Genomic DNA, 16,663 nt, shown 5'->3' with positions numbered 1-16,663 from the left:
AAATGGCTGAGGCAGCTACCCGCTCTGTCGGCAAAGTCACCCAGGTTATCGGCGCCGTCGTCGACGTTGCTTTCGAAGGCGAACTGCCGGCGATTTTGAACGCACTTGAAACCGACAACAACGGCAACCGTCTGGTTCTCGAAGTCGCTCAGCATCTGGGCGAAAACGAAGTTCGCACCATCGCGATGGACTCGAGCGAAGGTCTCGTTCGTGGCCAGCAGGTCATCGATACCGGCGCTCCGATTTCGGTTCCGGTCGGCGATGAAACGCTCGGCCGCATCATGAACGTCATCGGCGAGCCGGTCGACGAAGCAGGCCCGCTGAACACCGCTCACAAGCGCGCCATCCACCAGGACGCTCCGGCTTACGTCGAGCAGTCCACGGAAGCGCAGATCCTCGTCACCGGCATCAAGGTCGTCGACCTTCTCGCTCCTTACGCAAAGGGCGGCAAGATCGGCCTGTTCGGCGGCGCCGGCGTCGGCAAGACCGTTCTCATCATGGAACTGATCAACAACGTCGCCAAGGCGCACGGTGGTTACTCGGTTTTCGCAGGCGTGGGTGAACGTACCCGCGAAGGCAACGACCTTTACCACGAAATGATCGAATCGGGCGTCAACAAGCACGGCGGCGGCGAAGGCTCCAAGGCTGCGCTCGTTTACGGCCAGATGAACGAACCGCCGGGCGCCCGCGCTCGCGTCGCTCTGACCGGCCTGACCGTCGCAGAACATTTCCGCGACCAGGGCCAGGACGTTCTGTTCTTCGTCGACAACATCTTCCGCTTCACGCAGGCTGGTTCGGAAGTGTCGGCTCTGCTCGGCCGTATTCCTTCGGCCGTGGGCTATCAGCCGACGCTCGCAACCGACATGGGCCAGATGCAGGAACGCATCACCACGACGACGACGGGCTCGATCACCTCGGTCCAGGCCATTTACGTTCCGGCCGACGACTTGACCGACCCGGCACCGGCAACCTCGTTCGCCCACTTGGACGCAACGACGGTTCTGTCGCGTTCGATCGCTGAAAAGGGCATCTATCCGGCCGTCGATCCGCTCGACTCGACCTCGCGCATGCTCGACCCGCTCGTTGTCGGCGAAGAGCACTACGAAATCGCCCGTAAGGTTCAGTCGACGCTGCAGCGCTACAAGGCCCTGCAGGACATCATCGCCATCCTGGGCATGGACGAACTGTCCGAAGAGGACAAGCTGTCGGTTGCCCGCGCCCGCAAGATCGAGCGCTTCCTGTCGCAGCCGTTCTTCGTCGCCGAAGTCTTCACCGGCTCGCCGGGCAAGCTCGTTGCTCTCGAAGACACGATCAAGGGCTTCAAGGGCCTCGTCAACGGCGAATACGACAATCTGCCGGAAGCTGCCTTCTACATGGTCGGCTCGATCGATGAAGCCATCGAAAAGGCCAAGAAGCTCGCTGCTGCTTGATGAACGATGCTCAGGACGAGATATTCTGCTGCGACTCCCTCAAAGGGGTCGTAGCGGAACTTCCGGAGCCCGCCGCGCCGACCGTCTACCGTGCCGATAACGGCGTGATCATGATGGTCGTGGGGTTGGTTCAGACCGAGGAAGGCCTCGGATATCTCGATCAGGCGATACTGCACTGCCCGTTCTGCGGGACCAAATTGCAAGATGCAAAAGCCATAGCCGAGAAGGTAAGTCACTGATGGCTGACAATTTCAACTTTGAGCTCGTTTCGCCGGAGCGTCTGCTGCTGTCGGAGATGGTGACTGAGGTCGTCATTCCCGCGACCGAAGGCGAGATGACCGTGATGGCGCACCATGCGCCGACGATGACGACCGTCAAGCCGGGTGTCGTGAGCGTGCGTTCGGCTTCCGGAAAGAAGCAGGACTATGTCGTGTTCGGCGGCTTCGCCGATATTCTGCCGACCGGCTGCACGCTGCTTGCGGAATCTGCCGTACCGGTGGAAGAGCTCAACAAGGACGAACTGACCCGCCGTATCGAAGCGGCGAAGAAGGAACTCGAGGATGCCGAGCATCACGAGCACAAGTCGAAGCTCGAGCACTTCATCATGGAACTGACACACCTGCGCGGCATCGTCCAGCAAGACTGAACGCCACTCGACGGCATCGATGAAAAGCGGCCTCTACGGCCGCTTTTTTGTTTCTGCTTTCTTCCATCGGATATGGGAGCGGCGGCGTCGAACGGCTTGAAACGAATGGCGGCGGGTAATGGCCGCTTTGGCTTGGCGCTACTATGGGGCTCTTAGAAGCCGGTGCCGCCGCGCAGCTCGATGACGAGTGTCTTGAACAGGATCTTCAAGTCGAGCAGCAGGCTGAAATTTTTGACATAATAGATGTCGCAGGCGATGCGGGCGCGGGCCTGCAGCGGCCGTGCCGTCGGGCCGCGCCAGCCGCGCGTCTGCGCAAGGCCAGTGATGCCAGGGCGCATGATGTGGCGGTGGTGGTAGTCCGGAACGAGCTCCTCGTAGAGCCTGCCGGCCGCCCGCATGTTGATGGCATGGCAGCGCGGGCCGACCAGGGACATGTCGCCCCTGAGGACGTTCAAAAGCTGCGGCAGTTCGTCGATATTGGTCTTGCGGAGCACGGCGCCGATGCCGGTCAGCCGGCTGTCGCCTTTTACGGTCTGTTGGATGCCGCTCGGGTCGCAGGCTTCCTTGCGCATCGAGCGGAACTTGAGGACCGTGATCTTCCGGCCTTTCAAACCCCAGCGAAGCTGGCGGAAGAACACGGGGCCACCATCGTCGAGTTTGATGAAAAGTGCGATCACCAGAAAAAGCGGCGCCAGCACGATCAGAGCGCCGGCCGAGACGATGATGTCGATAAATCGTTTCACCATCAATCGCTGCCCTATCTTTCTTTCCGAAACAGGAAAGCTGTCCGGCTGGCGAATGTTGGAATTCGCTACAACCAGTGCCTTGATTCTGTCCTGACGCAATGACGCATCGAAGCGCGCGTTCCTCTTCGAAGTAAAAGCATTCATTACATAAGGTCCACAAGTTTATGCCTGACACTGAACCGCAGCGAGACAAATACATCCTCAGCTATCGTTTGTCATGGGTATAAATAAGAAATTAGTAAGCATGAAGACGCCAAAAATGGGAGTATTTTCCGTTAACCTTAATGCCTCTAGTTGAGGTGGCGGGGGATTTATACTTTAAAAGGAGTAGCTCGATTGGGTTGCCGGCTCGACATCCGGTTGCCGAAGTGGATCGCGGGCCTCTCCAGCAGATAGTAGCTGAGGGTCGCGATCAGGAAGACGAGCGCTGCGGCCAGCCCGCAAGACTGAAGCCAGCCGGTCATGACATTTTCCGTGGAAGCGCCGAACGAGCCGGGGTCGAGCTTCTGGACCAATATCAGGATGACCTCCTGCCAGATATAGATGCCGAAGGAGATCTTTGCCGTGTAACGGACGGGAGGGTTGTCGAGCAGTCTGCCCAGGTGCCGCGAATGGCTCAGCGAAACGAGAGCTGTCGCGACCGCCAGGGGAAAGACCGGGAAGCCATAGGGGATGTCGAGCCAGCCGTAAGCTTCGGGAGTGCCGCCCGGCGAGATGACGAGGCGGTAGGCGGCGATGACGAGGGCGAGGAGTGCCGCGGCATCGAACCAGACGGAGCGCTTTTCTAGGAGCATGACCTCGATGCCTGCGGCAAGGGCGCCGAGGGCGAAGAGAGCGAAGAAGCCGATCGGATTATATTTGGGCATCCATTCCTTCGCTCCGCCCTGCAGCCCGTATTGCCAGCCGCGCCCGATGTCGTCGAGCGCAAAGAAGGTCAGGATCAGCGCATGGGCCAGGAGCACGCCGCCGATGACGCAAAGCCAGGCGGCGCGGGCGAGCAACGGACGCTGTCTCAGGACGGGCAAACGAAACAGCAGGAAGAAACAGGCGGGCAGGAGCACATAGCTGGTGACCTCGAAAGGAATCGACCAGAGCGGCCCATCGGTTTCGACGGGAAAGAGCGTGCGCCAATGCCACTGGCTCATGAACAGCATGCCGGAGACGTAGCGGAGCGCAAGCTCCGGCGTCAGCGGCAGGGCAAGCAAGGTCAGGCTGAGGGCAAAGCCGACGGTGGCTGCGACCCAGAAGCCCGGAGCGATGCGCGCCGCCCTCCGGATCGAGTACGACCGCAGACTCGGCATGTCGCCGTCCGCGTCGAGCGCGCGCCAGAAGGGACGGGCAAGAAGAAAACCACTCAGCACGAAGAAGATGGCAACGCCGAAATTGCCGAAGCGGGCGATATGTGCGGCTGGGGCAAATTCGTCCGGAATCCTGCGCATATCCAGCCGAAGCACGAGATGGTGGACGAGCACCAGCAGACAGGCCGCCGCACGCAAGAAGTCTGCCCCGGCCAATCTCTCCTCTTGTCGCATTCCGTCCCTCGCCTTGTCCGAAGACTTTGCCGCGGAAAGCCGCGGCGGACAAGGCTGGAACATCCTGTTCCACGTCAAATAGTGGGAGCAGGGTATGGATCGAAAACCGTTCACGCTTTTCGTCATCATGCTCGAACGCATCGGCCCGAAAATCAGAAACGATCTTCGGGCCGATGCAAGATTGTCGTGCGAACTCAGTCGAGAAGTTCGTTGGTGTAATAGGCGGAAAAGTCCGGCTTTTCCTTGAGTGCGGCGCCGTTCGCATCGACCAGGATGCCGTTATCGAGCAGGAAGCTGCCGATGGCATCGGCCTTTGCCGGATCGAGCGTGCCGATCACGCCAGCCTCGGACTTCAGGAAGTGTCCCTCGATCAGCGCCTTCTGAGAAGCCTTGACCAGTTCCGTATTCATCAGTGCGCCGTTGCTGCCGGAGATCAGCAGGTCGCAGGCTTCATCGGGATGGTCGACGGAGTAGGCGTAACCCTGGCGCGTCGCCTGGATGAAGGCGCGGGCGTGTTCGCGACTGGCCGAGAGATAGGCGTCGCTGGAGACGATGACCGTCGTCTGCTCGTCGGGAATGCCATAATCGGAGTAGTGGAAGCGGCCGATCTTGCGGTTTTCCAGCTCGGCGGCGATGCCTTCCCAGGTGTAGATCTCGAGCGTGAAATCGATCGAGCCGTTGTCCAGCGCTTCATAGGCGGAGGTGCCGAGGGTGACGGTCTTGACGTCGCCCTTGCCGCCGTCGTTGCGGATCATCGCGGAGACCAGCGCGCTTTCCCAGGCGCCGCCAAAGCCGCCATAGGTCTTGCCGTCGAGATCTTTAGGGCTCTTGATGTCGTCGCGTCCGCCCTTGAAGATCAGGCGTGCGGTTTCCGTCTGGACGACGCCGTAAACCATCTTCACGTCACCGCCGCCGGCGCGCTGCGTGAGGGCCTCGATCTCGCTGCTGATGCCGAAATCGGCGACGCCGTTGGATACGAGCGTTCCGGCGCTGGTGTCCGTGAAGGGAAGAATTTCGACATCGAGGCCGGCGGCGGCATAGTAGCCTTTCGCTTGGGCCACGTAGATGCCGATATGGTTGGTATTGGGCGTCCAGTCGAGCGCGATGCGAACCTTTGCGGGTGCCGACTGGGCGAAGGCGGTGCGGCCGGCGAGGCTTGCGGCGAGAGCGGCGAAGATCGTCTGTCGACGGGTGAGAAGCAGCATGGTGACCTCCTCAGGTTTAACTCTTTAAATTAGGAAAGGATTCAGATTTTAGGCCGACGGCCTAAAATCATCCTGTTCCAGCGGATGAAGCAGGGTTTGCAGGATTTCAGTCTCGATCGCCTGGGCCGACGGCGAGCCGAGATCGGCGATGCTTCTCGGGCGGGGCAGGGGAACGCGGAATTCGCGGATGACACGCGCCGGCCGGGCGGAGAGCACGTAGATGCGGTCGGAAAGAAACACCGCCTCGCGGACATCGTGGGTGATCAGCAGCGCCGTCCAGCGATGTTCGGTCCACATGCCCTGCAGCCACTCCTGGATCTGCGTGCGCGTCAGCGCGTCGAGCGCGCCGAAAGGTTCGTCGAGCAGAAGCATGTCCTGGGTCTGAACGACGGTGCGCAGCAGCGCGGCACGCTGGCGCATGCCGCCCGATAGCGCTGAGGGATAGTGATGTTCGAAGCCGGCAAGGCCGAACCGCTCGAAGAGGGGGGCGACAGCCGCGCGGGCGGCCCGACGGCTCATGCCCTTTACCTCGAGCCCAAGTGCAGCATTGTCGATGATCCGGCGCCAGGGCATCAGCGCATCGCGTTGCGGCATGAAGGCGAAGGAATGCGGCGTCTCTTCCAGCGCTGCACCGTTGAAAAGCATGCTGCCGGAATCGGGGCGCAGCGCCTGTGTCAGCAGTCGCAGCACCGTCGATTTTCCGGAGCCGGACGGGCCGACGATCGAAACGAACTCGCCGCTTGCGACATCAAGCGAGATATCGCCCAGAACCTTCATGCCGTCGAAGGATTTCGAGATGTTGCGCAGTTCAAGCATGTGACCGGTCATCGGCGCCGCTCCTGGGATGGCTGCCAGGGCATGACGAAACGCTGGATCATCAGCGTCAGCCCGAAGAGGCAGAGTGTCAGCACGGCGCTGACGATGACGGCGGCGAGCACGAGATCGGGGCGGAAATTGTTCTTGGCGTTGAGGATATAGATGCCGAGGCCGCTCGCGGCGCCGGCATATTCGGCAAAGATCGCGCCGACGACGGCATATGTGATCGAGATTCTCAGGCCGGCGAAGAAATAGGGCAGCGAAGAGGGAAGCCGCGCCAGGCGGAAAATGCGCCAGCGGCTCGCCTTCATCGAGTTCAAGAGTTCAGCGATGTCGCGGTCGGTCGATTCATAGCCCTGTAAGAGCGCGACGAGCAGCGGGAAGAAGGTCACGAGCGCCACCAGCAATATCTTCGGCAACAGGCCGAAACCGAACCAGAGCACGACGAGGGGGGCGATCGCCACCAGCGGCAGGGTCTGGCTGGCAATGAAGATCGGCAGCAATGCGCGGCGCATGAAGGGCACGAAATCCATGAGGATCGAGGAGACGAATGCGAAGGCCAGCGACAGCGCGAAACCGCCGAGCGTCGCGCCGAGCGTCGGCCAGGTGTTTGCCATCAGCGCCTGACGGTTCAGCCAGCCCTGGATGACGATGCGCGAGGGCGCCGGCAGGATGGAGGGCTTGATGCCGGAGAGATCGACATAAATTTCCCAGGCGGCCAGAAAGGCGCAGCCGGCGAGCAAGGCGGGCATGCCCCGATAGAGGGTGGCGCGGAGCGCGGAGAAACGTGAATCCGATGGTTGCGGCGATGTCATCAACGTTCGATTTCGGCCGTGACGAAGAGATCGCACATGGCGGCAAAGAGGATATCGGGCGGGCTGAGAGTGATGCCGGTGAAACTGCCGGGCATCGGATAGAGTGACACTTGCGCGCCTGAGAACATTGGACCTCGCTCCGCTGGCATTACCCAGATCAGCTTTGAAGGGTCCGGAAGCTCGTGCCTCACATCTCAGCCCCGGCAATACGGAGCTCCCCTGTAATCGGCGCGGAAAATATCACCGGGGTTTTCTTCCCGCAACCGCAAATTTGCAGACCCGTCCGCGCGGTCGGGATGGGCCTGCTATGAAGCAAAAACACCCGGACGGGGCTCCGTCCGGGTGTTCCTCGAGGTTCCGTACCTGCCGGGAACGGAACCGGAGTTCTCTGCCTCGGGCGGCGCGATCGGACTTTACGATTGCAGGAGTACGACTTATAAAACCTCAACTAATATTGAGGTCAAGAGGCGATGGACAGGATTCCCGCAACCCCGCTCGGCAGGCTCCTGACAGTCGGCGAAGTGGCGGAGCGCAGTGGTCTTGCCGTCTCGGCGCTGCATTTTTACGAGACCAAAGGGCTGATCTCGAGCATCCGTACCCGCGGCAATCAGCGGCGTTACGGGCGCGACGTGCTTCGCCGGCTCGGGATCATCAAGGTGGCGCAGCGAGTCGGCATTCCGCTGTCGGAGATCCAGGCGGCGTTCGAATCCCTGCCGCAGGGGCGCACGCCGACGGCCGCCGACTGGCACACGCTGTCGGCGCTCTGGAAGGATGATCTCGACGCGCGAATCAGGCAGCTCAGCCTGCTGCGCGACCACCTGAGCGGATGCATCGGCTGCGGCTGCCTGTCGGTGGAGAGCTGTCCGCTGCGCAATCCCGGCGACCGGCTCGGCAAGGAGGGATCGGGCGCGCTGCTGCTGCAGGCCGGGCGCTGATCTCTGGGGGACCAATCTCCGGGGAAAGATCGATGCACGCCTTTCTTTTGCGTGACATACCCATATGTTAAGGCGAATGACACACCCGGCGGCCCTGTCCGCAAGGAGGACGGCTTCGTGTTCCACCCCAGGCTTTTTGAAAATCGCAATGTCGTCGTGACCGGGGCCGGTCGCGGCATCGGTCTTGAAGTCGCCCGGCAATTTCTGGACTGCGGAGCGAGGGTGATCGTCCATACCGGACGCAAGCCGGGACGAGATCTGCCGGATTCCCTGCTGACGGCGGAATCCGAAAGGCGGGCGCTGCTGCTGCATGCGGATTTTTCCGCTTCGAACGGGGCGGCAGGATTTGCTGAAGATGTGCTCGCCTTCTTCGACGAGGTGCATGTCCTCGTCAACAATGCCGGCACCATGCTCGGCCGTTTTCCGGCCGGCACGCTCACCGATGCGGATTATGAGGCGGTCGTGCGACTGAACCAGACATCGGTGGTGGCGCTGACGCGGGCGTTGCTGCCGGCGTTGAAGGCGGCTCAGGGGGCTGCCATCGTCAACACGGTTTCGATTTCGGCGCTGACCGGCGGCAGCCCCGGTTCCTCGATCTATTCGGCGTCGAAAGCTTTCGTGGCGACCTATTCCAAGGCGCTGGCGCGCGAGCTCGCGCCGGACGGAATCCGCGTCAACTGCGTCTCGCCGGGAACGATCGAAACCGATTTCCACGAGCGCTATTCCTCCCGCGAGAAGCTGGAGCAGACCAGAAAATCCATCCCCCTGCAGCGGCTCGGAACGGCGGAGGATTGCGCGCCGGCCTATCTGTTCCTGGCGGCTCCGTCGCTGTCGGGATACATCACCGGTCAAGTAATCGAAATCAACGGCGGTCAGCTTATCTGCTGATTTGTTTGGACCTTTTTTGGCATTTCATGACTTTCGGCCAATTCGTTTCTGCGAATATGCTATTGTACTGATCTACCTCATCGCTTCCCTTCCGAGATTTCGAATGCCGTTGCCTAAACCGGAGCCGGGGATGACCGGCCAGGAGTTGCACAAACTCGCTGGAAAAGCCCATGAAGCGAGCGATCTTCTAAAAGCGCTGGCGCACCAGACCCGCCTTCTGATCCTCTGCATATTGGCGAATGAGGAGCGGACGGTGGGCCAAATCGAAACCATCCTCGGCATTCAGCAGGCGATGGTTTCGCAGCAGCTTGCGCGTTTGAGGCTCGAAGGCTTGGTCAATACGCGCCGCGAGGGCAGGATGGTCTATTACAGCATCGGCAATGTCAGCGTGCTTGCCTTCCTCGAAACGCTGTTCGAACTTTTCCCGGCTGCAGAAAACAGTTAGCTCCCGCCCTTGCGGAGTGCGGCTGCTATGTCGAAGATAAGGGGATGATCGACAAGCTGGAATTCTTTATCGCCCTTGCCAATGAAAAGCATTTCGGCCGCGCAGCCGAGGAGTGCGGAATTTCGCAGCCGACGCTTTCGGCTGCCATCCGGCAGCTCGAAGACCAGCTCGGCGTCATGCTGGTGCAGCGCGGCTCCAGGTTTCAGGGGCTGACGCCGGAGGGGCAGCGCGTGCTCGAATGGGCCCGGCGCATCGTCGGCGATACCCGCACCATGCGCGAGGAGATGCGCGCCGCACGCCGCGGTCTTTCCGGCCACATCCGCCTTGCCGCCATTCCGACAGCGCTCGCCATGCTCTCGCGCATCACCACGCCCTTTCAGGAGCGGCATCCCGGCGTCACCTTCTCGATCGTCTCGCGCAATTCGCTGCAGGTGCTGAGCATGCTCGAAAATCTCGAAATCGATGCGGGCATCACCTATCTCGAAAACGAGCCGCTCGGCCGCGTCACCACCGTTCCTCTCTATGCCGAGCGCTACAATCTGATCACGGCCGCGGGCAGCCCGCTCTCCGATCGCGACAGCGTCACCTGGCGGGAGGTCGGCGATCTTCGGCTTTGTCTATTGACCGCGGACATGCAAAACCGCCGCATCATCAACCGGCACTTGATCGAAGCCGGCGCCACAGTGCATCCGACACTCGAATCCAACTCGATGATCGTGCTGTTCTCGCATGTCCGGACCGGGCGCTGGGCGAGCATCATGCCGCGCAATGTCGCAAAATCCTTCGGTTTTCCCATTGAAATCCGAATGATTCCGATCGTCGAGCCGGAGGCCCATCATCTGGTCGGCCTCGTCGCGCCTTATCGCGAGCCCTTCACGCCGCTCGTCTCGGCGCTGCTGCACGAAGCGAGAGTGCTCGTGCAGGAGGAAGAGCTTCAATAGAAAAATCCTATCAATCCACGCGATAGCTTTATTGATCGCCGGCTGCTTCCCTGAGATGCTGCCCAACGAATGGCGTTCGGCTGGGGAGGCCGCCATTTTGCAACGAGCAAGCCGTGGGAGGGCTGCCTTATGACCATTCATATCGCCGAAGGCGATATTGCAGCGCGTACCCGTTCCATCGTCGCCGATCTTCGCTTCCTCGAAGGGCCGCTTCTTCCCATTCTGCACGAGGTACAGGAAGAATTCGGCTATGTGCCGCAGGAAGCCCTGCCTGTCATCGCGGAGGAATTGAACCTCTCGCGCGCCGAAGTGCATGGCGTGATGACCTTTTATCACGATTATCGCGATCATCCCGCCGGCCGGCATGTGCTGAAGCTCTGTCGCGCCGAGGCCTGTCAGTCGATGGGCGGCGATGCGGTGGCCGAGCGTGTGAAGAAACTGCTCGGCATCGATTTTCACCAGACGACCCTCGATGGCAGCGTGACGCTGGAGCCGGTCTACTGTCTCGGGCTCTGCGCCTGCGCGCCGGCGGCAATGCTCGACGGCGAGGTTCACGGCCGGGTCGATGATCAGATGACGGCGGAACTCGTCGCGGAGGCACGCCGATGACGATCAAGATTTATGTTCCGCGCGACGCCGCTGCGCTGGCGCTCGGGGCCGAAAAGGTGGCAAAGGCGATTGCCCAGGAGATCGCCGCCCGCGGCCTCGATGCAGAAATCGTGCGCAACGGCTCGCGCGGAATGTTCTGGCTGGAGCCGTTGGTCGAGGTCGAACTTGCCGGCAAGCGCATCGGCTACGGGCCGGTGAAAGCTACGGACGTGCCCGCCCTGTTCGACGCTGGAATGATGAGCGATGGCAATCACCCGCTCTGTCTCGGGGAGGTTGAAGACCTCCCGTTCCTGAAGGAACAGACCCGCCTGACCTTTGCCCGCTGCGGCATCACCGATCCGCTTTCGCTTGCCGATTACGAGGCGCATGGCGGCCTTGCCGGCCTTCGCCGCGCCGTTTCGATGACGTCGGCCGACGTCGTCAAGGAAGTCACCGATTCCGGCCTGCGCGGACGCGGCGGCGCCGGTTTCCCCACAGGCATCAAGTGGAAGACCGTTCTCGATGCCGTCGGCGACCGCAAATATATCGTCTGCAACGCCGACGAAGGCGACAGCGGCACCTTTGCCGACCGGATGATCATGGAAGGCGATCCCTTCGTGCTGATCGAAGGCATGGCGATCGCTGGACTTGCGACTGGGGCGACGAAGGGTTTCGTCTATACGCGTTCGGAATATCCGCATGCGATCGCAGCGATGACGGCGGCGATCGGTATCGCCCGGCAGGCCGGTATTCTCGGGCTATCGGTGCTCGGTTCCGGCCGTGCTTTTGATATGGAGGTTCGCACCGGTGCGGGCGCCTATGTCTGCGGCGAAGAGACGGCGCTGCTGAACAGCCTCGAAGGCAAGCGCGGCGTTGTGCGCGCCAAGCCGCCGCTGCCGGCACATAAGGGATTGTTCGACTGTCCGACTGTTATCAATAACGTGATTTCGCTGGCGTCGGTGCCCGTCATCATGGAAAAGGGCGCCGCCTTCTACCGCGATTTCGGCATGGGCCGTTCGCGCGGCACGATCCCGCTGCAGATCGCCGGAAATGTCCGATATGGCGGGCTCTATGAGACCGCCTTCGGTCTGTCGCTCGGCGATATCGTCGACCGGATCGGCGGCGGTACGGCGACTGGCCGGCCGGTCAAGGCCGTGCAGGTTGGCGGCCCGCTCGGCGCCTATTTCCCGCGGGCTCTGTTCGATACGCCGTTCGACTACGAGGCTTTCGCCGCCAAGGACGGACTGATCGGCCATGCCGGCATCGTCGTCTTCGACGACACGGCCGACATGCTGAAGCAGGCGCGTTTCGCCATGGAATTCTGCGCGGTCGAAAGCTGCGGCAAGTGCACGCCCTGCCGCATCGGCTCGACCCGCGGCGTCGAGACGGCCGACAAGATCGCGCATGGCATCGAGCCGGAGAAGAACCGGGCGCTGCTGGCCGATCTCTGCAACACGATGAAGTTCGGTTCGCTCTGTGCGCTTGGCGGTTTCACGCCCTATCCCGTCATGAGCGCGATGACGCATTTCCCGGAGGATTTTTCGCCGGCGCCGATCGTGGAGGCTGCTGAGTGATGATCTTCCAAGCCGCAGCCGTATGCCCCAACCTGCCCAATTCCATTTCCGTACAGGAGGCCGACCATGTCTCTCATCCATGAAATCGACTACGGCACTCCCGCTTCGAAATCGGAAGCCATGGTGACGCTCACCATCGACGGACAGCGGATCAGCGTGCCGGAGGGCACGTCCATCATGCGCGCCTCGATGGAGGCTGGCATCAAGGTGCCGAAACTCTGCGCCACCGACATGGTCGATGCCTTCGGCTCCTGCCGTCTCTGTCTCGTCGAGATCGAAGGCCGCAACGGCACGCCTTCCTCCTGCACGACGCCGGTGGCGGCAAATATGGTGGTGCACACGCAGACGGGCCGGCTCAAGGATATCCGCCGCGGCGTGATGGAGCTCTATATCTCCGACCATCCGCTCGACTGTCTCACCTGTGCGGCCAACGGCGATTGCGAATTGCAGGACATGGCGGGCGCCGTCGGCCTGCGCGACGTGCGCTACGGCTATGAGGGCGACAATCACGTCAAGGCCCGCAACAACGGCGACATCAATCTGAAATGGATGCCGAAGGACGAGTCCAATCCCTATTTCACCTATGATCCCTCCAAGTGCATCGTCTGTTCGCGCTGCGTGCGCGCCTGCGAGGAAGTGCAGGGCACTTTCGCGCTGACGATCGAGGGGCGTGGTTTCGGTTCCCGCGTTTCGCCCGGCATGCACGAGCATTTCATCGATTCCGAGTGCGTTTCCTGCGGCGCCTGCGTCCAGGCTTGCCCGACGGCGACGCTGACTGAAAAGTCGGTCATCCAGATCGGCCAGCCAGAGCATTCGGCGGTGACCACCTGCGCCTATTGCGGCGTCGGCTGCTCCTTCAAGGCGGAAATGCGCGGCGAGGAACTGGTGCGCATGGTGCCGTGGAAAGACGGCGAGGCCAATCGCGGGCATTCCTGCGTCAAGGGCCGCTTCGCCTACGGCTATTCCACCCACAAGGACCGCATTCTCAACCCGATGATCCGCGAAAAGGTCAGCGATCCCTGGCGTGAAGTCAGTTGGGACGAGGCTTTCGCGCATGTCGCGTCGGAGTTTCGCCGCATCCAGTATCAATATGGCCGCGAAGCGATCGGCGGCATCACCTCTTCACGCTGCACCAATGAGGAAACCTATCTGGTGCAGAAGCTGATCCGCGCCGGTTTCGGCAACAACAATGTCGATACCTGCGCCCGCGTCTGCCATTCGCCGACCGGTTATGGCCTCGGCCAGACATTCGGGACGTCGGCGGGAACGCAGAATTTCGACAGCGTCGAGCATTCGGATGTCGTCATCGTGATCGGCGCCAATCCGACGGACGGGCATCCGGTGTTCGGCTCGCGGTTGAAGAAGCGGCTGCGCCAGGGCGCCAAGCTCATCGTCATCGATCCGCGCCGCACCGATATCGTCCGGTCGCCGCATGTCGAGGCTTCCTATCACCTGCCGCTGAAGCCCGGCACCAATGTCGCGGTCATGACGGCGCTGGCGCATGTGATCGTCACCGAAGGGCTTTATGACGAGAGGTTCATCCGCGAGCGCTGCGACTGGTCGGAGTTCGAGGACTGGGCCGCCTTCGTCGCCGAACCGCGGCACAGCCCGGAGCAGACCGAGATATTCACCGGCGTGCCGGCCGCCGATCTGCGCGGTGCGGCAAGGCTCTATGCCAAGGGCGGCAACGGCGCGATCTATTATGGTCTCGGCGTCACCGAACACAGCCAGGGCTCGACCACCGTCATTGCGATCGCCAACCTCGCCATGGTGACCGGCAATATCGGCCGCCCCGGCGTCGGCGTGAACCCGCTGCGCGGCCAGAACAACGTGCAGGGCTCCTGCGACATGGGCTCCTTCCCGCACGAGTTGCCGGGCTACCGGCACATTTCCGACGATGCGACGCGTGATATCTTCGAGAAGCTCTGGGGCGTAAAACTCAACAACGAGCCGGGCCTGCGCATCCCGAACATGCTGGATGCGGCGGTCGACGGCTCCTTCAAGGGCATTTACATCCAGGGCGAGGACATTCTCCAGTCCGATCCCGATACGAAACATGTCGCGGCGGGGCTCGCGGCCATGGAATGCGTCGTCGTGCAGGATCTCTTCCTCAACGAGACCGCCAACTACGCCCATGTCTTCCTGCCGGGCTCGACCTTCCTCGAAAAGGACGGCACCTTCACCAATGCCGAGCGTCGCATCAACCGTGTGCGCAAGGTGATGTCGCCGCGCAACGGTTATGGCGACTGGGAAGTGACGCAGAAGCTTGCCCAGGCGATGGGGCTCGGCTGGAATTACAGCCATCCGTCCGAGATCATGGACGAGATTGCCGCGACCACACCGAGTTTCGCGCTTGTTTCCTACGATTATCTCGACAAGATCGGCTCCGTGCAGTGGCCCTGCAACGAAAAGACCCCGCTCGGCTCGCCGATCATGCATGTGGATGGTTTCGTGCGCGGCAAGGGCAAATTCATCCGCACCGAATATGTGGCGACCGACGAACGCACCGGCCCTCGCTTTCCGCTGCTGCTCACCACCGGGCGAATCCTCAGCCAGTACAATGTCGGGGCGCAGACGCGCCGGACCGAGAATGTCGCCTGGCATGCGGAGGACCGGCTGGAAATTCACGCGCATGACGCCGAACAGCGCGGCATTCGTGACGGCGACTGGGTGAAGCTCGTCAGCCGTTCCGGCGACACGACGCTGAGGGCTTTGATCACCGATCGCGTCGCGCCGGGTGTCGTCTACACGACCTTCCATCACCCGACGACGCAGGCGAACGTCATCACCACCGACTTCTCCGACTGGGCGACGAACTGCCCGGAATATAAGGTGACGGCGGTGCAGGTCTCGCCCTCCAACGGGCCGAGCGAGTGGCAGCTCGAATATGACGAGCAGGCACGGCAATCGCGCCGCATCGCCGGCAAGCTCGAAGCAGCGGAGTGACGATGGGGGTGCGGGCTGGCGTTGACGGCAAGATCCTCCCTTCTCCCCAGCGCGGAGAAGAGGAGGCATGCCTCATGACCTTCGCAACCACCGCCCGCGCCCCCGAAACCGCCCGCCGCAACGGCATCATGCATAGCGGTTCGCGCATCGTGCCGGAGGAAGTGCCGATCGCCTTTTCCTATGGCGGCAGTACGCATGCGGTGATGATGGCGACGCCTGCTGATCTTGAGGATTTTGCGGTCGGGTTCAGCCTGACTGAAGGAATCATCACCGAGCGGACGGAGATATCGGGGATTGAAGTCGTTGCGGGCGAGCAGGGCATCGACGTGCAGGTGAGCCTTGCCGACGACGTCGCCGACCGGCTGCGGGCGCGCCGCCGCAGCATGGCGGGGCCGGTCGGCTGCGGGCTCTGCGGCGTCGAATCGATCGAGCAGGCGGTGCGGGCGGTGCCTGACGTCTCGGCATCGGCGCTGGCGCTGTCGCATGCGGATATCGTGCGTGCCGTTTCGCTTCTGAACGAAGCGCAGCCGCTGCATCGGGAGACGCGGGCCGTGCACGGAGCCGGCTTCTATCTTCCCGGCGGAGGCTTGGTCGCTGTGCGCGAAGATGTCGGCCGGCACAATGCGCTGGACAAACTCTGCGGCGCCATCATCCGTTCCGGCGAAAGGGGCGGGAATGGCGCCGTCGTCGTCACCAGCCGGCTTTCCGTTGAGATGGTGCAGAAGGCGGCGATCCTCGGCAGCCCGGTGCTCATCGCCATTTCAGCGCCGACTGCCCTTGCCATCCGCACGGCCGAAGAGGCCGGCATGACGCTCGTCGCGCTGGTGCGCGGCGAGGATTTCGAGATTTTCACCCACCCGCACCGCATCTCGCCCGGAAGCATCGCCGATGTCGCATGATACCAAGACCAAGCTCGTTTACATGGCAAATCAGATTGCAACCTTCTTCAAGAGCCAGCCGGCGGACGAGGCCGTGCAGGGGGTTGCCACTCACATCAATAAATTTTGGGAGCCGCGCATGCGGCGGCAATTGTTTGAAATTCTCGAGAATGAGGAAAACGGCCTGGATGCGCTCGTGCTTCAGGCCGCTCCCATGATCCGCAAGCCGGAGGCGGAAGCAAACCAGGTCCGGTAATCCAAAGTGGCGTATGCCGGAG

Annotated in this window: 16 protein-coding genes, 2 pseudogenes and 1 riboswitch; of the genes and pseudogenes, 12 read left to right on the top strand and 6 right to left on the bottom strand. The window is 61.9% G+C overall.

The features are described from left to right. Positions 1-2 precede the first annotated feature (2 nt). Genes atpD through ATY78_RS09650 form a run of 3 tightly spaced genes read left to right on the top strand, consistent with a single transcriptional unit; the run spans position 3 to position 2,076 of the window. A complete protein-coding gene (gene atpD, locus ATY78_RS09660; RefSeq protein WP_088682122.1) occupies positions 3-1,430 on the top strand; it encodes a F0F1 ATP synthase subunit beta in 1,428 nt (475 codons plus the stop codon). Then, on the top strand, positions 1,430-1,669 hold the full coding sequence (locus ATY78_RS09655) for a hypothetical protein (RefSeq protein WP_088682121.1): 240 nt from the start codon (positions 1,430-1,432) through the stop codon (positions 1,667-1,669). Before atpD ends, ATY78_RS09655 begins: the two co-directional genes overlap by 1 nt. Then, a complete protein-coding gene (locus tag ATY78_RS09650) occupies positions 1,669-2,076 on the top strand; it encodes a F0F1 ATP synthase subunit epsilon (protein ID WP_088682120.1) in 408 nt (135 codons plus the stop codon). The genes ATY78_RS09655 and ATY78_RS09650 overlap by 1 nt, the downstream gene beginning before the upstream one ends. Positions 2,077-2,228: 152 nt before the next feature. Here the strand turns inward: ATY78_RS09650 and ATY78_RS09645 are convergent, their stop codons facing one another. The 6 genes and pseudogenes from ATY78_RS09645 to ATY78_RS28970 form a co-directional block, all read right to left on the bottom strand. Then, positions 2,229-2,966 carry a sugar transferase gene (locus ATY78_RS09645; protein ID WP_088682119.1) on the bottom strand — a complete coding sequence of 246 codons (738 nt, stop codon included), beginning with the start codon at positions 2,964-2,966 and terminating at the stop codon, positions 2,229-2,231. Between the two features lie 167 nt (positions 2,967-3,133). Continuing rightward, positions 3,134-4,354 carry an acyltransferase gene (locus tag ATY78_RS09640; protein ID WP_088682208.1) on the bottom strand — a complete coding sequence of 407 codons (1,221 nt, stop codon included), beginning with the start codon at positions 4,352-4,354 and terminating at the stop codon, positions 3,134-3,136. Positions 4,355-4,548: 194 nt separating this feature from the next. Beyond that, a complete protein-coding gene (locus tag ATY78_RS09635; RefSeq protein WP_088682118.1) occupies positions 4,549-5,559 on the bottom strand; it encodes an ABC transporter substrate-binding protein in 1,011 nt (336 codons plus the stop codon). Between the two features lie 16 nt (positions 5,560-5,575). Then, positions 5,576-6,387: pseudogene (locus ATY78_RS09630) on the bottom strand (ABC transporter ATP-binding protein). Further along, positions 6,384-7,190, bottom strand: coding sequence for an ABC transporter permease (locus ATY78_RS09625; RefSeq protein ID WP_088682117.1), 807 nt, complete (start codon positions 7,188-7,190; stop codon positions 6,384-6,386). The pseudogene ATY78_RS09630 and the gene ATY78_RS09625 overlap by 4 nt, the downstream one beginning before the upstream one ends. 14 nt (positions 7,191-7,204) lie before the next feature. Next, a pseudogene (locus tag ATY78_RS28970) lies at positions 7,205-7,318 on the bottom strand (HMP/thiamine-binding protein); the annotation flags it as partial. Next, positions 7,308-7,421, bottom strand: a riboswitch (TPP riboswitch). It overlaps the preceding pseudogene by 11 nt. A 239-nt stretch (positions 7,422-7,660) precedes the next feature. On the opposite strand from ATY78_RS28970, the gene soxR reads away from it, so the two are divergent. The 9 genes from soxR (at position 7,661) to ATY78_RS09580 (ending at position 16,641) form a co-directional block, all read left to right on the top strand. Beyond that, complete coding sequence (soxR, locus tag ATY78_RS09620; RefSeq protein WP_088682116.1) at positions 7,661-8,125, top strand: redox-sensitive transcriptional activator SoxR; 465 nt, start codon at positions 7,661-7,663, stop codon at positions 8,123-8,125. Positions 8,126-8,242: 117 nt separating this feature from the next. Then, a complete protein-coding gene (locus tag ATY78_RS09615) occupies positions 8,243-9,013 on the top strand; it encodes an SDR family oxidoreductase (RefSeq protein ID WP_088682115.1) in 771 nt (256 codons plus the stop codon). Positions 9,014-9,116: 103 nt separating this feature from the next. Continuing rightward, complete coding sequence (locus ATY78_RS09610; RefSeq protein WP_088682114.1) at positions 9,117-9,458, top strand: metalloregulator ArsR/SmtB family transcription factor; 342 nt, start codon at positions 9,117-9,119, stop codon at positions 9,456-9,458. Between the two features lie 44 nt (positions 9,459-9,502). After that, entirely contained in the window at positions 9,503-10,399 is an 897-nt protein-coding gene (locus tag ATY78_RS09605; protein ID WP_088682113.1) for a LysR family transcriptional regulator, read from the top strand. Between the two features lie 129 nt (positions 10,400-10,528). Further along, positions 10,529-11,008, top strand: a complete 480-nt coding sequence (locus ATY78_RS09600) for a formate dehydrogenase subunit gamma (protein ID WP_088682112.1) — start codon at positions 10,529-10,531, stop codon at positions 11,006-11,008. Further along, on the top strand, positions 11,005-12,561 hold the full coding sequence (locus tag ATY78_RS09595) for an NADH-quinone oxidoreductase subunit NuoF (protein ID WP_088682111.1): 1,557 nt from the start codon (positions 11,005-11,007) through the stop codon (positions 12,559-12,561). Before ATY78_RS09600 ends, ATY78_RS09595 begins: the two co-directional genes overlap by 4 nt. Before the next feature lie 66 nt (positions 12,562-12,627). Next, a complete protein-coding gene (gene fdhF / locus ATY78_RS09590; RefSeq protein ID WP_088682110.1) occupies positions 12,628-15,507 on the top strand; it encodes a formate dehydrogenase subunit alpha in 2,880 nt (959 codons plus the stop codon). 74 nt (positions 15,508-15,581) lie between these two features. Continuing rightward, positions 15,582-16,406 (top strand): formate dehydrogenase accessory sulfurtransferase FdhD, encoded by an 825-nt coding sequence (gene fdhD, locus ATY78_RS09585; protein ID WP_088682109.1) that lies wholly within the window; start codon positions 15,582-15,584, stop codon positions 16,404-16,406. Next, positions 16,396-16,641: a formate dehydrogenase subunit delta gene (locus ATY78_RS09580; RefSeq protein ID WP_088682108.1), complete on the top strand. Its 246-nt coding sequence runs from the start codon at positions 16,396-16,398 to the stop codon at positions 16,639-16,641. The genes fdhD and ATY78_RS09580 overlap by 11 nt, the downstream gene beginning before the upstream one ends. Positions 16,642-16,663: the final 22 nt, after the last annotated feature.

This window comes from Rhizobium sp. R635, from assembly GCF_002211285.1.
Classification (GTDB): domain Bacteria; phylum Pseudomonadota; class Alphaproteobacteria; order Rhizobiales; family Rhizobiaceae; genus Rhizobium.
Note: the sequence above shows the minus strand (reverse complement) of the source record. Positions and strands in the feature narration are given on the sequence as shown.